Below are 15,708 nucleotides of genomic sequence, written 5' to 3'. Positions count from 1 at the left end.
AATTTCGCCACAAAAATGCCGCTGCATTCGGTTCAATGAAATTGCCGCCTGGGGTCGTGCACGCGGTAAGGAATTTATTAGGGTTAACGGGCTTACGGTCCGTCGATGTTCAGCATGCGGATTAAGGGCCTTTTCGGCCTGAGCCGAGAGAAAAGACACAGCCTGTCGATGTTCGCCAAGATTGCCCGTACCGGAATCATCATTGCCTCGATCGTCGTTGCCGGTTGCAACGATTCGTCGATGAAGGATTTCGCGCCCGAAGCCAACAAGCCGCTGCCTGACAAGATCCTGGCCGACATGCGGGCCAAGGGCATGATCCGGACCTCCTCGGTGATGGCCCGCATCTTCAAGGAAGAAGGCAAGCTCGAGATCTGGAAGGCCAAGACCAATGGCCGCTACGACATGGTGGCGAGCTACGACATCTGCAAATGGTCGGGCAAGCTCGGCCCTAAATACACCGAGGGTGACCGCCAGGCGCCGGAAGGCTTCTATACGGTCCGCCCGTCGCAGATGAACCCGAGGTCGAACTACCACCTGTCCTTCAACATCGGCTTCCCCAACGCCTATGACCGCGCCAATGGCCGCACCGGCCAGAACCTGATGGTGCACGGCGCCTGTTCGTCGTCGGGCTGCTATTCGATGACCGACGCGCAGATCGAGCAGATCTATGCCTTCGGGCGCGACGCTTTCCAGGGCGGCCAGACCGAGTTCCAGGTCCAAGCCTTCCCGTTCCGCATGACCGCTGCCAACATGGCGCGCTACCGCAACGACCCGAATTACGAATTCTGGAAGATGCTTAAGGTCGGTTACGACAATTTCGAAGTCACCAAGGTGCCGCCCAAGGTCGATGTCTGCGAGAAACGCTACGTCTTCAACCAGGTCGCCGCCGAAGGTCAGACTTTCAACCCTACGGGCCCCTGCCCGGCGACGACCCAGCCTGATTCGCTGAAAAGCGCCTTCAATTCCTATCAGAGCACCTATGAGGCGGCGTTCAACAGCGCGCTCAAGGCCAGCGTTCCGGCACCCAAGCCGACCATCGCCGGCATCAAGGAAGCCAGCATCGTTTCGGAATGGTCCAAGCGCCGGGCGCGCGGCGAACGCGTGCCGATCGAGCCGCCGTCGCTCAACACCGACGGCACGGTGACCGAAACCGCCCGCATGGGCCGCATCGATTCGCCCGCCGGCCGCAAGATGGCCGCGCTCGAAGCCGAAAAGGCCGCCAAGCAGAAGGCCGAGCAGCAGAGGCTGGCTGCCATCGAGGCCGCCAAGCAGGCCAAGGAAGCCGCCAAGGCGCAGGCCATCGCCGAAAAGGAAGCAGCCAAGGCCCAGGCCGTGGCAGCCAAGGAAGCAGCCAAGCAGGCCAAGGAAGCGCCGGTCGCAACCGCCACCATCGCAGCGCCCGCGGCACCGGAAGCCGAAACGCAGGCGGCCAGCGCCGATGAAGGCCGGGTCGCCAAGCTCAAGAACAAGCTGCTCGGCATGTTCGGCGGCTGAGGTCCGCCTTGGCCGACGACACCGCGATCTATGACCTCAAGGGGCTGAACTGCCCTCTTCCCGTGCTCAAGGCCAAGAAGCGCCTGGCCGGGATGCGCGCGGGCAGCCGGCTATGGCTCGAAACCACCGATCCGCTCGCGGTCATCGATGTTCCCGCATTCTGCTCGGATAGCGGCCACCATCTGATCGAGACGGCTTCCGTCGTCGGCGGCCATCGTTTTCTCGTCGAGCGTGGTGGATAGCGAAGCTGGAAATCAGCCCCCCGCGATCGCCAGCGGATTGTCTTGCAGCGCCGCGCGGTCGGGCGTGTCGATCGATGGCCGGTTGGTGAGGGCCGCGAACAGCCGCCTTATGTAATCCTCTGGCATGTCCAGCGTGATCAGCACCAGGCGCGTCCCGCGCTGGCCATCCGGCCAGGACGGCAGCCGAACCGGCGGATGCAGGATTTTCTGCACGCCATGGACAACCAGTGGCCGCGACGGATCCTCTTGCAATTCTATAACGCCCTTCATGCGCAGCAGGCGTTCGCCATGCGTCGAGCGCAGCAGGTCGAAGAACATTTCGATCGCCGAGAACGGCACCGGGCCGTCATGCACCAGCGAATAGGAGCGCACGCGCTGATCGTGGCGGTGGCCGTGGTCGTGTACGTGATCATGACTGTCATGATGGTGGTGATCATGCGCCGCTTCCTCGCCGAGCCAGCGACGCACATCGGCGGATTTGGTCGCCGGATTGTAAAGGCCGCAATCGAACAACGCCGCCACGCCCGTTCCCGTGTCGGCGGCATCGAGAAGCTCCGCGCCGGGATTGATCTGCCGCAGGCGCGTCCGCAACGCATCGAGATCGTTGTCGTCGGTGACCAGGTCGGCTTTGCTGAGCACGATGCGGTCGCCGACGCCAACCTGTTTGACGGCCTCGACATGCGCATCGAGCGTGGCACCGCCATTGACCGCATCGACCAGGGTGATGACGCCGTCGAGCCGGAAGGCCTGAACCAGCACCGGGTGCGCCATGATCGACTGCAGCACGGGCGCGGGATCGGCAAGCCCAGTGGTCTCGACAATGACCCTGGCGAGACGGGCGATCCGGCCGGTCTGCACCCGGTCAACCAGATCGGCCAGCGTGTCGACCAGTTCCCCGCGCACCGTGCAGCACAGGCAGCCATCGGAAAGCTGGATGATGCCGTCGGAGGCCTGCTCGACCAGCAGATGGTCGATCGCCACCTCGCCGAATTCGTTGATGATCACCGCCGTGTCGGCCAGCGCCGGATCTTTCAGCAGCCGATTGAGCAGCGTCGTCTTGCCGGCGCCGAGAAAACCGGTCAGCACCGAAACGGGAATCGGAAATCCGCTCATTGTCTAGTTGGCGACTTTGGCGGGCTGGTCGCCTTGCGCCGCGGTCCCGGCAACAACCGGCTCGGTGCCGGCGGGCGGAGCCCGGTCAGGCCGCCAGCTGGGGATCGGTACGTCGGCATACTCCTGGCCGGCCTGATCGAGCATCGCCTTCGGTGTCGGACCGGTGGCGCCGCCTAGGCCGACGGCCACCAAGGTCGGCACATGGTCGAGCTTTTCGCGGTAGGGCGAGATGGGAGCATCGGCGGCGGCGGCCGGCGGCGCTTCAGACTGCTCCTGCGGCGTCTTCTTCTTGCAGACCTCGTCATGCATGTCGTTTGGCGAGACAGTGTCGCCATAAGGCGCCAGCGTGGCGACCGTCACTGTGCCGGCGGCAGGGGTGCTGAACCCTTGGTCGAGGAGCCTGGCGGCAGCCTCGGCACGAGAAACCGCGGACTTTTCCCCCAGCACCACCGCGACCAGGGTGCGCCCGTTGCGGGTCGCCGACCCGATCATGTTGAAGCCGGAGGGGCAGACAAAGCCTGTCTTCATGCCATCGGCGCCTGGATAGCGGCCGATGAGCAGATTGTAGTTGGGGATCGCCTTCTTGCCGACAGCGAGCCCCTCGATCGAGAACCACGGCGCGTATTGCGGAAACTCGCGGCGGATAGCCATCACCAGCACCGCGAGGTCGCGCGCCGTCGTGTACTGCTCCGGCGAATAAAGTCCGTTCGGATTGACGAAATGCGTGCCGTTCATGCCGAGCCGGGCCGCTTCCGCGTTCATCCGCCCGGCGAAGGCGGCCTGCGATCCGCCGATATTCTCGCCGATGGCCATGGCGATATCGTTTGCCGATTTGACCAGCATCATCTTCAGCGCGTTGTCGAGGCGCATCACCGATCCCGGCTTGAAGCCCATCTTGCTCGGTGGTTCGGCAGCGGAATGTTTCGTCACTTTGATCGGCGAATCGAGCTTGACCTCGCCGGCGGCGAGCGCCCGGAAGGTCACATACGCCGTCATCAGCTTGCTCAACGAGGCCGGATACCAGCGCTTGAAGGCATCCTGCTGTTGCAGGATCCTGCCGCTGTCGAGGTCGAAGAGGACCACCGGTTTGGCCAGCGCCGGCCCAGCGAAGGCAGACAGCGCGAGAGCGCCCGCGCCCAAGAGTTTGAGGAAATGCCTGTGCCGCATGATCAAATCCGAAATCGCCTCTTGCCGTAGTCGCCCCTGGCTCCGTAAGATTTCGTTACGCGATCGCCAGCACAATGGGCCCGTCCCTCAATACGGACCGCATCGTGCGGTGCTATTTACCCTATGTGACGCCAACATGGCAAAGTGCCTGACGATCACAATTGAATGGCGGCGGGCCTTCCCCGCCTGCTTCAACAGCGAGATGGAATAATCATGCCAATCCTGAACCGTGCCGCCGAAATGCAGGACGAGGTCGCCGGCTGGCGCCAGCATCTTCACCAGACGCCGGAATTGAACTTCGACGTCTACAAGACCGCGGCTTTCGTCACCGAGAAGCTGAAGGTCTTCGGCTGCGACGACGTGGTGACCGGACTTGGCAAGACAGGCGTGGTCGGCATCATCCATGGCCGTCTGGGGGCAGGTCCGACCATCGGCCTGCGCGCCGACATGGATGCGTTGCCGCTCAACGAGATCACCGGCAAACCCTACGCCTCAACCATTCCGGGCAAGATGCATGCCTGCGGCCATGACGGCCACACGGCGATGCTGCTGGGCGCCGCCAAATACCTCGCCGAGACGCGCAACTTCACCGGCTCGGTGGCGGTGATCTTCCAGCCGGCCGAGGAAGGCGGCGGTGGCGGCAACGAGATGGTCAAGGATGGCATGATGGAGCGCTTCGACATCTCGAAAGTCTTCGGCATGCACAACATGCCGGGCCTGCCTGTCGGCCAGTTCGCCATCCGCCCGGGCCCGATTATGGCAGCGACCGCGGAATTCACCATCACGGTGAAGGGCAAGGGCGGCCACGCCGCGATGCCGCATGGCACGATCGACCCGATCGTCATCGCCAGCCAGCTGGTCGGGGCCTTGCAGACCATCGCTTCGCGCAGCACCGACCCGGTCGAGGCCGTGGTAGTCTCGGTGACCAAGTTTCACGCCGGCGATGCCTACAACATCATCCCGGAATCGGCGGAGATCGCCGGCACGGTGCGCACCTTGCGCAAGGAAATCGCGAAAAAATCCGAAGAGCGTATCCGCACCATCTGCGAGGGCCTGGCGACCGCGTTCGGCGCCAGGATCGAGGTCGACTACGACGCCAACTATCCGGTGACCTTCAACCATGCGGAAGAGACCGTGTTCGCCGGCGACGTTGCGGCCGGAGTGGCGGGCGACGCCCATGTCCACCGCGCCATCCAGCCGGTGATGGGCGGTGAGGATTTTTCCTACATGCTGGAAGCCCGCCCCGGCGCCTTCATCTTCATCGGCAATGGCGACACGGCCGGCCTCCACAACCCGGCCTACGACTTCAACGACGAGGCCATCCCGCATGGCATGAGCTACTGGGTGAAACTGGCCGAAACCGCGCTCGCTGCCTGACAGCGCCAGCAGCCGGCAACCCCAACAGGCCGGGCGAATTGCCTTCGTCCGGCCTCTTGGCGAAACGATCCGAAGCGGCTATGTGTCGGGCCGCGTGGTCCCGTAGCTCAGTAGGATAGAGCGGCAGATTCCTAATCTGTAGGTCACAGGTTCGATTCCTGTCGGGATCACCAGCAAAATCAAAGGTTTGGTGGAGAAGCTTGCGGCTGACATGTCGCGTCATGTTGCAACTGGGTTCTCTTGATTTCTAACGGTTTTCAGGGACACTCCGCAGGTCGACGCGACATATGGCGCGACATGGGGGCTGGGCCAGTGGCAGTAAATGTGAAGTTTGTGCTCTCGTTCGAGGGCAATGACGCTGATGACAACGAAATCGATTTTTACGACGCTGCAGACGCATTGACCGGGTTCCAGCGCTCACTAGCGCTGACCACCCATCTGGTCCTGAACGGCGAGATTATAGTGAAGGCGCCTGCTCTTGAAGGCGCGCGCATTTTCATCAAGTCGCCCGAGCCTGGAAGCTGGAAAGTGTTAACCACGGTTGGTCTTTTAGCTACGGGTGCCTATCAACTCGGCACCGCTCCGAGAGACACGATCTTGGGAAATTTGGTCGTGTCGGCTTACGACTACGTCATTAATGAAAGCCTCGGATTTCATGTCGACTTCGATAGCACGCTGGGCCAGCAGTATGACGAAGTCCAGCGGCAAAGACGGCCAATCGCACCTAAGATCAGTGAATCTCAGCTCGATTCGCTGGTAGAAAAGGTCGAGAATTCTGTTCGAGACATGCATCGCCCAATACACGCGTCGCGAACGGCGACGGAGGCTCACCTAACTTCGAGCTATCGGCGTCAACATGCCGACATTGCGACCTTAGATGCTGAAACCTTCGACTACGTTCGTTTGACCAGACAAGTCGAAAGACCTGAGGAATTTACAGGCCGTGTGAGCATGTACAATGTGAATACATTTAGAGGCCGGATCTTTGTCCACTCCGAACGTAGACCGATCCCATTTGAGTTGGCTGAGACGTGCCGAGATATGGTCAGCATTCAGCGCATCACCTCGAGCCTGCAGGTCAATGCGCGGGATCGAGCTTCGTTGGATGCCGAGATTGTCGTGTCCGGGTTCAGGTTTGAAAGCAGCACAGGTCGACTGAAGCGAATTCTCGTCACACGCGTAGGATCTGCAATCCCACGGTAAGCAGGTTCGCTACCTCACGTTTGCTCGCCGGGAGACACGCTGCCAGCCAGCAAATACCGAATCCTCCGCCTTGGCATCAGTGGCCTTGTTGGCGGCCGCCACTGCCGCCTTGCCCGGATAAAGTTGAGCACGGCGTTGCCGCGCGAGGGGGCAGTCTCACACCTGCCCTTGCCGGCCGCTCGACTCCCGCCGTCCATGGTGCTTTGATCGTCTTGCCTGGGGAGGGGAGCACTCATGTTTCGTATTATCGCCGCTCTGGCGATCGCCACGGGGTCGAGCCCCATGCCGGATGCGTGTGCAGATGAGGACTACAATCGAGTCCAAGCACTCCTCTCCGACTGCTCGTCAGAGCGAAATTCGCGACCACGCCTGTATTGTGTCGCCTATGTTGGGGGTGTCGCGGATCTGATGGCTGTCAACGGCTCTATCGCCAAGGAGACCGGCCTGCCGATTCCGCTCAAGATGGCGTCTACCTGTTTTACCACTCCGCCAACTTACGGCGCGTACGTTCGAGCGTTCGTCAATTGGGCTCAAACTCATCCAGAGCACTGGCAGGTCTCCCGAACCTTTGGAGTGATGCAGGCGCTCAGTACGACATGGCCCTGTAGCTAAGCCATGAAGTCGATCGGAGGTCAGCCTATCGCGGTCGGCCTTCTGGCGTTCATCGCCTCAAGGATTGGGCTGTCGCCTTTCGTCGGCGTCACGGTGCGTGGGGTGCTTTGAGAGAAGAATGGACCAAGCCGTCCATCGTCGAAGGTAGACACCGGCGCAAGTCCCCCACCGCCGTCCATGGAGCGGCGACGTCGCCGAGGAACGATGTCCACGCGCACGAGGCAAGGCACTCTGTCGAGAGCAGAGCCCTTCACTGGCGTGTCAAGCATGCGGCCGCGGAGTGAAACTTTGGTTCGCCCACCGGGGCGGGTATGAAGGTCGGGAATTCTGGGGCTGCCGCTGGGTATCCATCCGGTAGCGACATTGTGCATATCAAGTACGTCGCCGCTGGGATGGCGAGCCAGGGGTGGACGACCTGCTAACCCGTCATATCGGCGGCATGACCTCGGAGGGCGCTATCGAAGCCAGCTTGCTGTAGATCAACGCTACCTAGCTACGCGAGGTCGCCGTCAGGTTGTGAAACTCTTCGAAATGGCCGGAAAAGTTTCTGGCCAGATATCGGACGATTTTCGAATTATCCATCAGCCGGTCGAAATAGTGACTTGCTGCAATAAGCTCGAGGGTCGCCCGGCCATGCTGCTCGGCGGCCTTTAAGACCCCGGCGCTCAACCTCTCGAGCTCGAGCGTCATAGCCTCCCGCATCTCCTGGGTCAGGGTTGCAACCGTCGTCGGCCGGAAGCCCTCGACCAGCATTGCTTTTGGCGTAAGAGCGATCAGCATCTTTGCGAATGTGAGCCCTACCCTGTCCAACACGACCATCAGGCGTACGATCTCCAGCTGTCGCACCGGAAGCACCTTTTGAAGCAACCCGAACATCTTTGGTTTCACCGGAATGTCTCGGAGCAGATCGATGGCATCCGGACAGATTCCGCCGACCAATTGGCGGCTTTCGACATCACCGGATGGCGGGTTTTTGGCAGGGGAATGAGCCTGCGGCCCCCGGGTTGCACTATGCAATCGGTGCGCCAACAACGTCGGTATCGTCAAGAAGCCTTCGGATACGAGGAGCTCGCGGAACTGAATATCGCGCGTGACAAGCCGCAGCGCCGCAACGATCTGGCCAAGGCGCCACTCAGACGCCTTAGCTTCAGATATGAATGCGCGCATGCACGTGCTTTCCGCCTCGAAGGTTGCCAAGAGGTCGGGCGCAAAGACCCTTGGCCTGGAGCCGAGATGGCCCGCCGCGATATTCGTCGCGTGCCTGTTGCCGCCATTCGCCAGCGCCAGGTACGCCTCGTCCTTCGCCAGTCGCTTTAAAGCCAAGCCGCACTCTCCACAGCGGAGCGCTCCGAAAGGCCGATGAGCGGACTGAGGTCGGGAAAGATACAGGCGTTCAGCCGCGCCCCGTTACTGGTGTGCAGTTCCGAATGGCCCGCCATCTCGTTGGAGGGAGCAATCAGATAATCGCGAACGGTGAGGTCATCGGGCCTCATCCTGATCAGAACGAAAATGTCAGGTAGCGGCCGACGTTCGCACTTTGATAGCCACCGTGGATACCCGAAGCCGGATACTCTGCAGCGACCCATCACGATCGACACCGTGAACTCGTCGTTGATGCGCAGGAGGTCGGTATCCGGATCATGGGCCGCCCTTCCGCTGCCCCTTTCAATCACGGCTATGAGATCTTGGGTGATCTGACGCCTCATTATTTCCAGACGCGTGTTTACATGGATGTAGCGACAGTTTGTCGACGGCTCGTACCCGATTAGTTCATAAGCTCGGACCATGCTTCCAAATCGCCAAATGTAGCGTGCAGCCGGCGGGCAGTCCGGTGCGTTGTTGACGATACGTGTAGACAGGGCGCCGTGACGAACCAGAAGCGCGCTGAGGGCGGCCAGCATCTCGTCATTCGTCAGGCGGCGATAGATGACCTTGAGAAGGCTCTGCGCTCGGTCGAACATCTTGCGGTCGACGATCGGCTCCAACACGTTTTCCACCCGCATCCACTGTTCGGGGGGATTTCGCACTTGATGCATTTTGAGCCTGGCCGAATGCCGATTCCAGACACTGTTGCCGATGTAATTTTCGTTGGTCAGCAGCGAGTGCACGGACTCCCGCGTCCATGGGCGTCCCAGGTCGCTTAGAATGCCGCGCTTATTAAGTAGCCGCGCCATCTCCAGCTCCGTCTTCTTTGTTCTGACAAAGTGGTCGAAAATCCATCGGACCGTCGCAATCTCCTCAGACGGCCCAAGAACGAGCACTATTCGGTCAGTCTGCAGGCTCTTGTATTCGTAGGGTGCAAGGATGCCCTTGGCGCGGCCATGTCGATCGACCAGCAGGCGGCGCAGTCCGAAGCCTGCTTTTCCCCCTTGCCTGAAGCCCATCCGGATCAATCTTGCCTGGCCGATGAAGACCTTCTGCGAGAGCACTCTGCTTTGCTCGGCAGCCATGCTGCGCTTTATTGCTTTGAGGACGTCGGACCCGACGCTGCCATCATTGGCAAACTGCTCCGCGCAAAATTCGATCCGGACACCGGCCTTCTGGCACCGGTACTCATAGACCGCGCTCTCGTCGATGTTCTGAAATCGTCCCCAGCGGCTGACGTCATACACCACGACCGTTTCGAAATCGGCCTGCCCGCTCTCAACATCCGCCAGCAGCCGCTGAAGACCGGGGCGTCCGGCCAGGTTCAGCCCGCTGCGCCCGGAGTCCTCATACGTGGCGACAATCTCATACCCCATGATCTCGGCATAATCGCCGATTGCGTCGACCTGATTGTCGATGGAGTGGGTCTGATAATCGGTCGACATACGCACATATTGGGCCGCCCGGGTCCTAGCTCGCGGTGCCGAAGGCTTTGGAGTACCGGCGTCGCTGACCATTGATTGTGTCCGAAGAGCCCTGCCACAAACCAAAATTAGCTAGCGTTCGATTGTTTTTCGTTAGTGTTGCCGGAACAGTTTGTGTCGAATGGTGTTCTTTCCAGCTGGCTGTCTTCAATCAACAGCTGAGAAACCATGACTCGGAGCGTGACCAGGCTCGCCCCTGTTCCGCCGCAATATCGCCGCACGGGACTGTGGATGGGACATAAATTTTAGGAGCACGAAATGACCTTTAACAAAGCTATCGCGGCCGTTCTCATGACCTCAGCCCTCGCAGGTTGCGCGCAGACCGAAAGCCAGCAGCGAGCCGGGACAGGCGCGTTGATCGGCGGCGCCGGGGGCGCGCTCGTCGGCCAGGCGGTTGGCGGCAACACCGAAAGCACGCTGATAGGCGCCGGCGCCGGCGCGCTCCTCGGCGCGGTTGTCGGCAGTTCCACCGCCCCGAAACGTCGCGGCGAAGAAATGTGCCGTTACCAGGATCGCCACGGACGCATCTACACCGCACCCTGCGACGATCGCTACTACAACGGCAATTATTGATCTCTTCCAAAAGAGCTCGAGCTGAACCTTAGCCCGGTTGGCCCGGCTTGGACCATCGGGGTCTGAGCCGGCCGCCGCAATTTAGCGCAAACGGCAGCGCACCTCGTGCGGGACGAGGGGGTCGCAGGTTCAAATCCTGCCACTCCGACCAGAAAAAACAGAGGCTTAGATTTCTGTTCCTCCCGACACCCCACAGATTTCCCCACAGATTGACCGCTTGTTGAAGCTGGTCGAGCATTATGTTGACGGGTTACGGGACCGCCTCAAATTCAGCTGGGAAGGCTCCTGGGAAACTCCGCACATCAGGAGCGAATTTTATGCTGAAGCTTATAGTGGTCAGCGGAGTGAAAGGTTCGGGCAAGACGTCCGCAGTCCATGAAGCCGCCAAGCTTCTGGGCTGCGGCCTAACTGCCAACAGTCCAGCTGACATATTCATGATAACTTACCTCAAGCTTGGTGGCGTCAAATACGGCATTGGAATCGCGAGCTCAGGTGATAGCGCCGAGATCATCAAGCAGAATATAGACGGGCTATACCTACTTCACTTAAGCTACGTCATTACGGCATGTAGTACTCCGCGCACAGGTATGCCACTGATCGAAGCTTTCGCAGCACTTGAGGGTGCTGACCTGGTCGTTATCCCTTACCAGCGGCTCGTAACTGCGACGCCCGGACAAATAGCTGCGAAGGTCGCACTGGTTGCGCAGCAGATACGCAGCAACATTCCTTAAGCGCAAGGTTTCGTGACGACGCCACCGTTGCGGCGAGTGCGCCGGCAATCAGGTGGCGGGCTGGATCTAACGCGGGAGATCGGCCCCGCACATCAGCCGCGTATAGGCCCGCTCCACTTCGAATATGGCTCGATCTTTCGCCTCGACCGCTCCCCTCGACGAACTTTGATACCAAAGCCACAGGCCCTTCGACGGCGGGTGAAGCTCCATCCTTATGCGGCCGGCATTGTCGCTCTGAAAAGCGGCAGAGAAGTCGTAGGGCGCCGTGCGACCGCCAATGACGGTTCTTCCCCACTGAAGGCGAACGCGTGCGCCTCGGTCGACCAGGAACTGGAACGCCTCTTCCTTGGCGGGGAATGTCTCCAGGATCGTGCTGCCGTCGACGACCTGCCAGCCGCGCTGATACGCCGACCGCACCGTAAGGCGCTCGTTCATCCCTTGAACCGCTCGGTATGCCAGCGGATCTTGCCGTCGACCTTCGTTGGCTTGTGGATGACCAGCCGCTTCGGCAGATGCTCGGGATGGACCTCGAGGAGCGTGATTTTGACCTGCGGCTTGCAGCGCGTGCAGTCGAACTTCAGCGCGAGCGGATCGACACCGCCGCCATAGACCATCATCAGGTCGGCCGATCGGCAGTAGCGGACATTGCCGCAACTGCACTCGGCCTTGACGAGCATGTTATGCCGGGTCGCCTTGCCCAGCGTGTCGATCGGATCGTGCGCCATGAGAACAGAAGAGGAACATTTTCCTTGTCCGTCAAGCCGGTCTGTGGAATCTTTCTGGGATGAGTGACGAACCGCAACGATTATCCGAGGGCGTTCTCGCGGCGGGCCTGGCGCCGCGCGGCCGCATTGAAAATCATGTCTGTGAGTTCGCAGAATGCGCAAAGCGAGCGCCGTTCGGCTTCGCAAAACCTGGCCGGCCACCACACTGGTTCTGTCTCGAGCACCGCGCCAGCGGCGAGGCCTTCCTGTAGGAGTTTTCGATGTCCGACAACGTTCTGCCCGGCCAAAAGAAGCCCAAGCTGATCGTGGTGGTCGCATTCGACCGCGGCGAGGATGGCGAGCTCTTCCCAGCCTACGGGCCGACCGACCAGCAAAGCGAGGACCGCGCGATTCGAACGGCTAAAGCGCTCGCCGGCAAGCATGTCGGCGTCATCGCCTGGAGCCGGGATGCTGATCCAGCGCTGGGCGACTATGGCCCGCCAACGACCTTGTTCCAGAGTGGCGAAGTGCCGGATATGGAATAGCTGAACCAAGCACGCGTATCGCAGGCACACCGCGCGGTGCCCGCCAGGAGAAGTTTACTCAGACCAATGGCGCGCGCTCGCCGGACCTTAGCCCGATCTCGTCCACGGTGATCATGAGGTAATTTTAGGGTTCGCGAAGGACCCGGCCGGTGTGTGAGTTCAGAAAATTTCGGTGTCACAGCTGCCTAGGCGCCGGCAAAGTTTTTGTCTGTAAGCGACGGATCGTTGCAGCAGGAACCTGCTGTCTGGGTGACGCCGATGGAGCTAAATGCCAAGGGTCAACCGCACCTTGCCCCGACTGCCGCGGCAGCGGGCTTCGCAAGACCCCCTGATCAGGTGTCGAACAGATTGCTGGGACCGCGGCCGATCTCGTCGATGATGTCCGGCGTGTTGTTGCGCGGACTGCCGACCTTGCTGTCGATCGGCCACATCTTCATCAGATCGGATGGATATGGCTTTAGCAAATCGCGGGGATCAGGTTCTGGGCCAAGCCAGCGCATGTGGTCGCCCGGTGCCAGTATCACCGGCATACGATCATGGATCGTCGCCATCAGCTCGTTGGGCTCGCATGTGGCGATCGCGAAGGTCCGTATCAGTTCGCCCGTAACCTTGTCGGAATACTCCTCCCAGATGCCCGCCATGGCAAAGGGCTGATCATCCTTCATCGCAATGGCATATGGCTGCTTTTTCTTGCCAGAGGCGTCGAGCTTCTGCCATTCGAAATAGCCGTCGACAGGCACCAGGCAACGCCTCGATGCATATGCCTTCCGAAACATGCCATTGGTCGCAATGGTCTCGCGCCTGGCATTGACGGGCGGAGGGCGGCCGCCTCCGTCTCGAGCCCAGCCAGGAACAAGACCCCACCTAGCCGAGACGAAGCCCGCCATGCTCGTCGAAAGCTCCTCGCGGATAATAATGGGATAGGAGAGGCTTGGGGCGCCATTCCAGATCGGGAACGCGTTGCCCATACGGGCGACTTCGCCGGGATGCGCGAATTCGAGTCGTCGCACCATGTCGGGGATTGTCGATTTGACGAAGACGCGACCGCACATGGCGTCAACATAGGAAGCAGCAGCGGAAGAATCTACTCCCGCCACCAGTTAGCAAGGCAACGTCGGGGTTAGAAGCTACATCGAATCACGATGCTAGTGGCAGTGATAGCCGCCATGCTTGTGGTCGTAGTGACATCCGTTCTTGTCTGTTCCGCCACTGTGGGCAAACGTAGCATTGGCGCCGACGATGCTAACCAACAGCATGCAAGCCAAAATCCCTGCGTATTTCATCTTAATCCCCCCTTTAACTGTTCTGGCAGTTTTAGATATTAGACACAATACATAAACAAGTGCAAGTTTGCTTGACCCGGGACTCTGGCGATTATCCCTGGCTTCACCCATTGGGTCGCCAGCCTCTTCATGTCCTTTGGCGCCGGGCCTGCAAGCCAATTTCTCGAGCTGCACTGAAACGGTTCCGGAACCTTAATTCGAGCGGCAGGCTCGACACCTATGACAAAGCTATCTGGCCTTGGTCCGCCGATCTCCGGCAAGCGCCATGGAGGCGAGCCAGAGGACGAACGACTCGAGGTGCGAACCGCGGTGAAGCCTCCGGCGCCCAGCATTAAAGCTTAGCCGAGCTTGCTCCTTGCTTACCTTATCTGCAGCAGCTTCAGCGGCGCCGCTCCTCGGCCTTGGCATCTGGAACATTCGGTGAGCACTTACGTTGGGCTCCGACTCGTATCAAAGTTAGGGCATTGCGATCCTCCATGGCTCCCTCGGAAGTCCTCATCCGCAAGCTGCAGAGAATATCCAGCCTCCGGGAGCCCGACCTGGCGGTACTAAGGGGCATCCCGATCCATGAGAAGGAATTCCAGGCCAATCAAGACCTGGTGCTTGAGGGCGACCGCCCTTCGCATTCGTTTGTCCTCGTTGACGGCCTGGTGGGCTCGACCAAATACACGGGCGACGGCAAGCGGCAGATCACATCGTTCTTTGTCACAGGCGATATACCGGACTTGCACGGCCTCCATCTCCCGGTGATGGATTGCACCTTCTCAACGCTGACGCCGTCGCGCGTCGGCTTCATGCGGCACGACTCGCTACGCGCCATCTGCGACCAGCATCCCAGAATCGCCGCGGCCTTCTGGCGCTCGACGCTGATAGACGCGGCGATCTACAGGGAATGGGTAACGAATGTCGGGCGGCGCGATGCCTTCACGCGCATAGCTCACATATTGTGTGAGCTGATCTATAGGTTGCGTGCGGTTGGACGCATCGATGACCATATAGCTGACATTCCGATTACCCAGGCAGCGCTTGGCGACGCTGTTGGCTTGTCGACCGTGCATGTGAACCGAACGCTGCAGGAGCTGCGCCATAAGGGCCTGATCGAAACATCTGGCGCCCAGACGCGAGTCCAGAACTGGCCCAACCTTGTCCGCGCAGGCGATTTTAATCCCACCTACCTGCACAATAGGGACCCGGAAGTGGTGGTGTGACGGAGCTCCGATGGCAAGATATTATTTTGACAGTGGGGACCGCAATGATGCCGTCGAAGACGAGATCGGAATTGAATACGCGGGACTTGAAGAAGCGCGCCGCGCGGGCCTCGAAGGCCTGAAAGACCTCGCCAAGGACTCACTCCAGGACCTCGACGGACAGCAATTGTTCGTCGAGGTGAGAAATGAAAATGGCGATAAAATTTTGAGGCTGAGTCTCAGCCTCAACGTGACGCCAATTTGACGAACTTCGGCTTTGTTCGCTGGGAGGCTGTCCACCTGCAGAGAATACCCACCTTTCAGTGGATGAGCCCGAGGCCGCAGCAGTCGCCGCGATGAACTTAAAGCGGCTGCACGTCTAATTGAAGCGACACCTCGAAGAGCTCACGACCGTCGTCATCGCGAACCTTGAACTGCAGCTTCTTTTCATGGCCGTTCAACTTGATATCGTTAGCCAACCCAATCAGGGCTTGCACAGCCTCATCTTTGGCCGCCTCGACGCTTGGCAACTCCGTCCCGTCCACATCGGGGATCGGTACATCGTCGGTGTCGAAAAAGTCGAAGTAAAAGCGCTGCATGCGCGTCAAACTTCAGAGCAGAATTTTTG

At 60.2% G+C, this 15,708-nt stretch carries 19 protein-coding genes and 1 tRNA gene; 11 read left to right on the top strand and 9 right to left on the bottom strand.

The features are described from left to right. The first annotated feature begins 168 nt into the window (after positions 1–168). A complete protein-coding gene (locus LB513_RS21315) occupies positions 169–1,494 on the top strand; it encodes a murein L,D-transpeptidase family protein (RefSeq protein ID WP_224665598.1) in 1,326 nt (441 codons plus the stop codon). Positions 1,495–1,502: 8 nt separating this feature from the next. Continuing rightward, entirely contained in the window at positions 1,503–1,736 is a 234-nt protein-coding gene (locus LB513_RS21310) for a sulfurtransferase TusA family protein (RefSeq protein ID WP_224665499.1), read from the top strand. A gap of 12 nt (positions 1,737–1,748) precedes the next feature. On the opposite strand, the gene LB513_RS21305 is transcribed toward LB513_RS21310, so the two are convergent. Together LB513_RS21305 and LB513_RS21300 are read right to left on the bottom strand one after the other, a co-directional pair. Further along, positions 1,749–2,849, bottom strand: a complete 1,101-nt coding sequence (locus tag LB513_RS21305) for a CobW family GTP-binding protein (RefSeq protein ID WP_224665498.1) — start codon at positions 2,847–2,849, stop codon at positions 1,749–1,751. A gap of 3 nt (positions 2,850–2,852) precedes the next feature. Beyond that, positions 2,853–4,016, bottom strand: coding sequence for a D-alanyl-D-alanine carboxypeptidase family protein (locus LB513_RS21300; protein WP_224665497.1), 1,164 nt, complete (start codon positions 4,014–4,016; stop codon positions 2,853–2,855). A gap of 213 nt (positions 4,017–4,229) precedes the next feature. Between LB513_RS21300 and LB513_RS21295 the strand changes: the two genes are divergently transcribed. The 4 genes from LB513_RS21295 to LB513_RS25330 all read left to right on the top strand — a co-directional run bounded on the left by LB513_RS21295 (position 4,230) and on the right by LB513_RS25330 (position 7,208). Then, positions 4,230–5,393 carry a M20 aminoacylase family protein gene (locus LB513_RS21295; protein ID WP_224665496.1) on the top strand — a complete coding sequence of 388 codons (1,164 nt, stop codon included), beginning with the start codon at positions 4,230–4,232 and terminating at the stop codon, positions 5,391–5,393. Positions 5,394–5,489: 96 nt separating this feature from the next. After that, positions 5,490–5,566, top strand: a tRNA-Arg gene (locus tag LB513_RS21290). A gap of 151 nt (positions 5,567–5,717) precedes the next feature. After that, positions 5,718–6,596 (top strand): hypothetical protein, encoded by an 879-nt coding sequence (locus LB513_RS21285; protein WP_224665495.1) that lies wholly within the window; start codon positions 5,718–5,720, stop codon positions 6,594–6,596. A gap of 234 nt (positions 6,597–6,830) precedes the next feature. After that, a complete protein-coding gene (locus tag LB513_RS25330) occupies positions 6,831–7,208 on the top strand; it encodes a Rap1a/Tai family immunity protein (RefSeq protein WP_411962734.1) in 378 nt (125 codons plus the stop codon). A gap of 489 nt (positions 7,209–7,697) precedes the next feature. Here the strand turns inward: LB513_RS25330 and LB513_RS21275 are convergent, their stop codons facing one another. After that, a complete protein-coding gene (locus LB513_RS21275; protein ID WP_224665494.1) occupies positions 7,698–8,531 on the bottom strand; it encodes a plasmid partitioning protein RepB C-terminal domain-containing protein in 834 nt (277 codons plus the stop codon). Next, complete coding sequence (locus LB513_RS21270; protein ID WP_224665493.1) at positions 8,522–10,090, bottom strand: recombinase family protein; 1,569 nt, start codon at positions 10,088–10,090, stop codon at positions 8,522–8,524. The genes LB513_RS21275 and LB513_RS21270 overlap by 10 nt, the downstream gene beginning before the upstream one ends. Positions 10,091–10,315: 225 nt before the next feature. Between LB513_RS21270 and LB513_RS21265 the strand changes: the two genes are divergently transcribed. Both LB513_RS21265 and LB513_RS21260 read left to right on the top strand, forming a co-directional pair. After that, positions 10,316–10,630 carry a YMGG-like glycine zipper-containing protein gene (locus LB513_RS21265; RefSeq protein WP_224665492.1) on the top strand — a complete coding sequence of 105 codons (315 nt, stop codon included), beginning with the start codon at positions 10,316–10,318 and terminating at the stop codon, positions 10,628–10,630. 317 nt (positions 10,631–10,947) lie between these two features. Next, positions 10,948–11,361 carry a hypothetical protein gene (locus LB513_RS21260; protein ID WP_224665491.1) on the top strand — a complete coding sequence of 138 codons (414 nt, stop codon included), beginning with the start codon at positions 10,948–10,950 and terminating at the stop codon, positions 11,359–11,361. A 66-nt stretch (positions 11,362–11,427) separates the two neighbouring features. Here the strand turns inward: LB513_RS21260 and LB513_RS21255 are convergent, their stop codons facing one another. Both LB513_RS21255 and LB513_RS21250 read right to left on the bottom strand, forming a co-directional pair. Continuing rightward, positions 11,428–11,796, bottom strand: coding sequence for a hypothetical protein (locus tag LB513_RS21255; RefSeq protein WP_224665490.1), 369 nt, complete (start codon positions 11,794–11,796; stop codon positions 11,428–11,430). Then, positions 11,793–12,086: a hypothetical protein gene (locus tag LB513_RS21250; protein WP_224665489.1), complete on the bottom strand. Its 294-nt coding sequence runs from the start codon at positions 12,084–12,086 to the stop codon at positions 11,793–11,795. The genes LB513_RS21255 and LB513_RS21250 overlap by 4 nt, the downstream gene beginning before the upstream one ends. A 260-nt stretch (positions 12,087–12,346) precedes the next feature. Here LB513_RS21250 and LB513_RS21245 point away from each other — a divergent pair, with 260 nt between their 5' ends. After that, positions 12,347–12,610: a hypothetical protein gene (locus tag LB513_RS21245; RefSeq protein ID WP_224665488.1), complete on the top strand. Its 264-nt coding sequence runs from the start codon at positions 12,347–12,349 to the stop codon at positions 12,608–12,610. Between the two features lie 332 nt (positions 12,611–12,942). Here the strand turns inward: LB513_RS21245 and LB513_RS21240 are convergent, their stop codons facing one another. Both LB513_RS21240 and LB513_RS25260 read right to left on the bottom strand, forming a co-directional pair. Next, the gene (locus LB513_RS21240) at positions 12,943–13,662 is read right to left on the bottom strand and encodes an SOS response-associated peptidase (RefSeq protein ID WP_224665487.1); all 720 of its coding nucleotides are present in this window, start codon (positions 13,660–13,662) and stop codon (positions 12,943–12,945) included. Between the two features lie 93 nt (positions 13,663–13,755). After that, positions 13,756–13,866: a YHYH domain-containing protein gene (locus LB513_RS25260; protein WP_224665486.1), complete on the bottom strand. Its 111-nt coding sequence runs from the start codon at positions 13,864–13,866 to the stop codon at positions 13,756–13,758. A gap of 503 nt (positions 13,867–14,369) precedes the next feature. Between LB513_RS25260 and LB513_RS21230 the strand changes: the two genes are divergently transcribed. Beyond that, a complete protein-coding gene (locus LB513_RS21230) occupies positions 14,370–15,101 on the top strand; it encodes a Crp/Fnr family transcriptional regulator (RefSeq protein ID WP_224665485.1) in 732 nt (243 codons plus the stop codon). Positions 15,102–15,111: 10 nt separating this feature from the next. Then, a complete protein-coding gene (locus LB513_RS21225; RefSeq protein WP_224665484.1) occupies positions 15,112–15,345 on the top strand; it encodes a DUF6894 family protein in 234 nt (77 codons plus the stop codon). A 97-nt stretch (positions 15,346–15,442) separates the two neighbouring features. Here the strand turns inward: LB513_RS21225 and LB513_RS21220 are convergent, their stop codons facing one another. After that, entirely contained in the window at positions 15,443–15,679 is a 237-nt protein-coding gene (locus LB513_RS21220; RefSeq protein ID WP_224665483.1) for a DUF6894 family protein, read from the bottom strand. Positions 15,680–15,708: the final 29 nt, after the last annotated feature.

The sequence above is a fragment of the Mesorhizobium sp. ES1-1 genome (assembly GCF_020164785.1).
Taxonomy (GTDB): domain Bacteria; phylum Pseudomonadota; class Alphaproteobacteria; order Rhizobiales; family Rhizobiaceae; genus Mesorhizobium.
The sequence above is the reverse complement of the archived record's forward strand: the minus strand, read 5'-3'. Positions and strand labels throughout refer to the sequence as shown.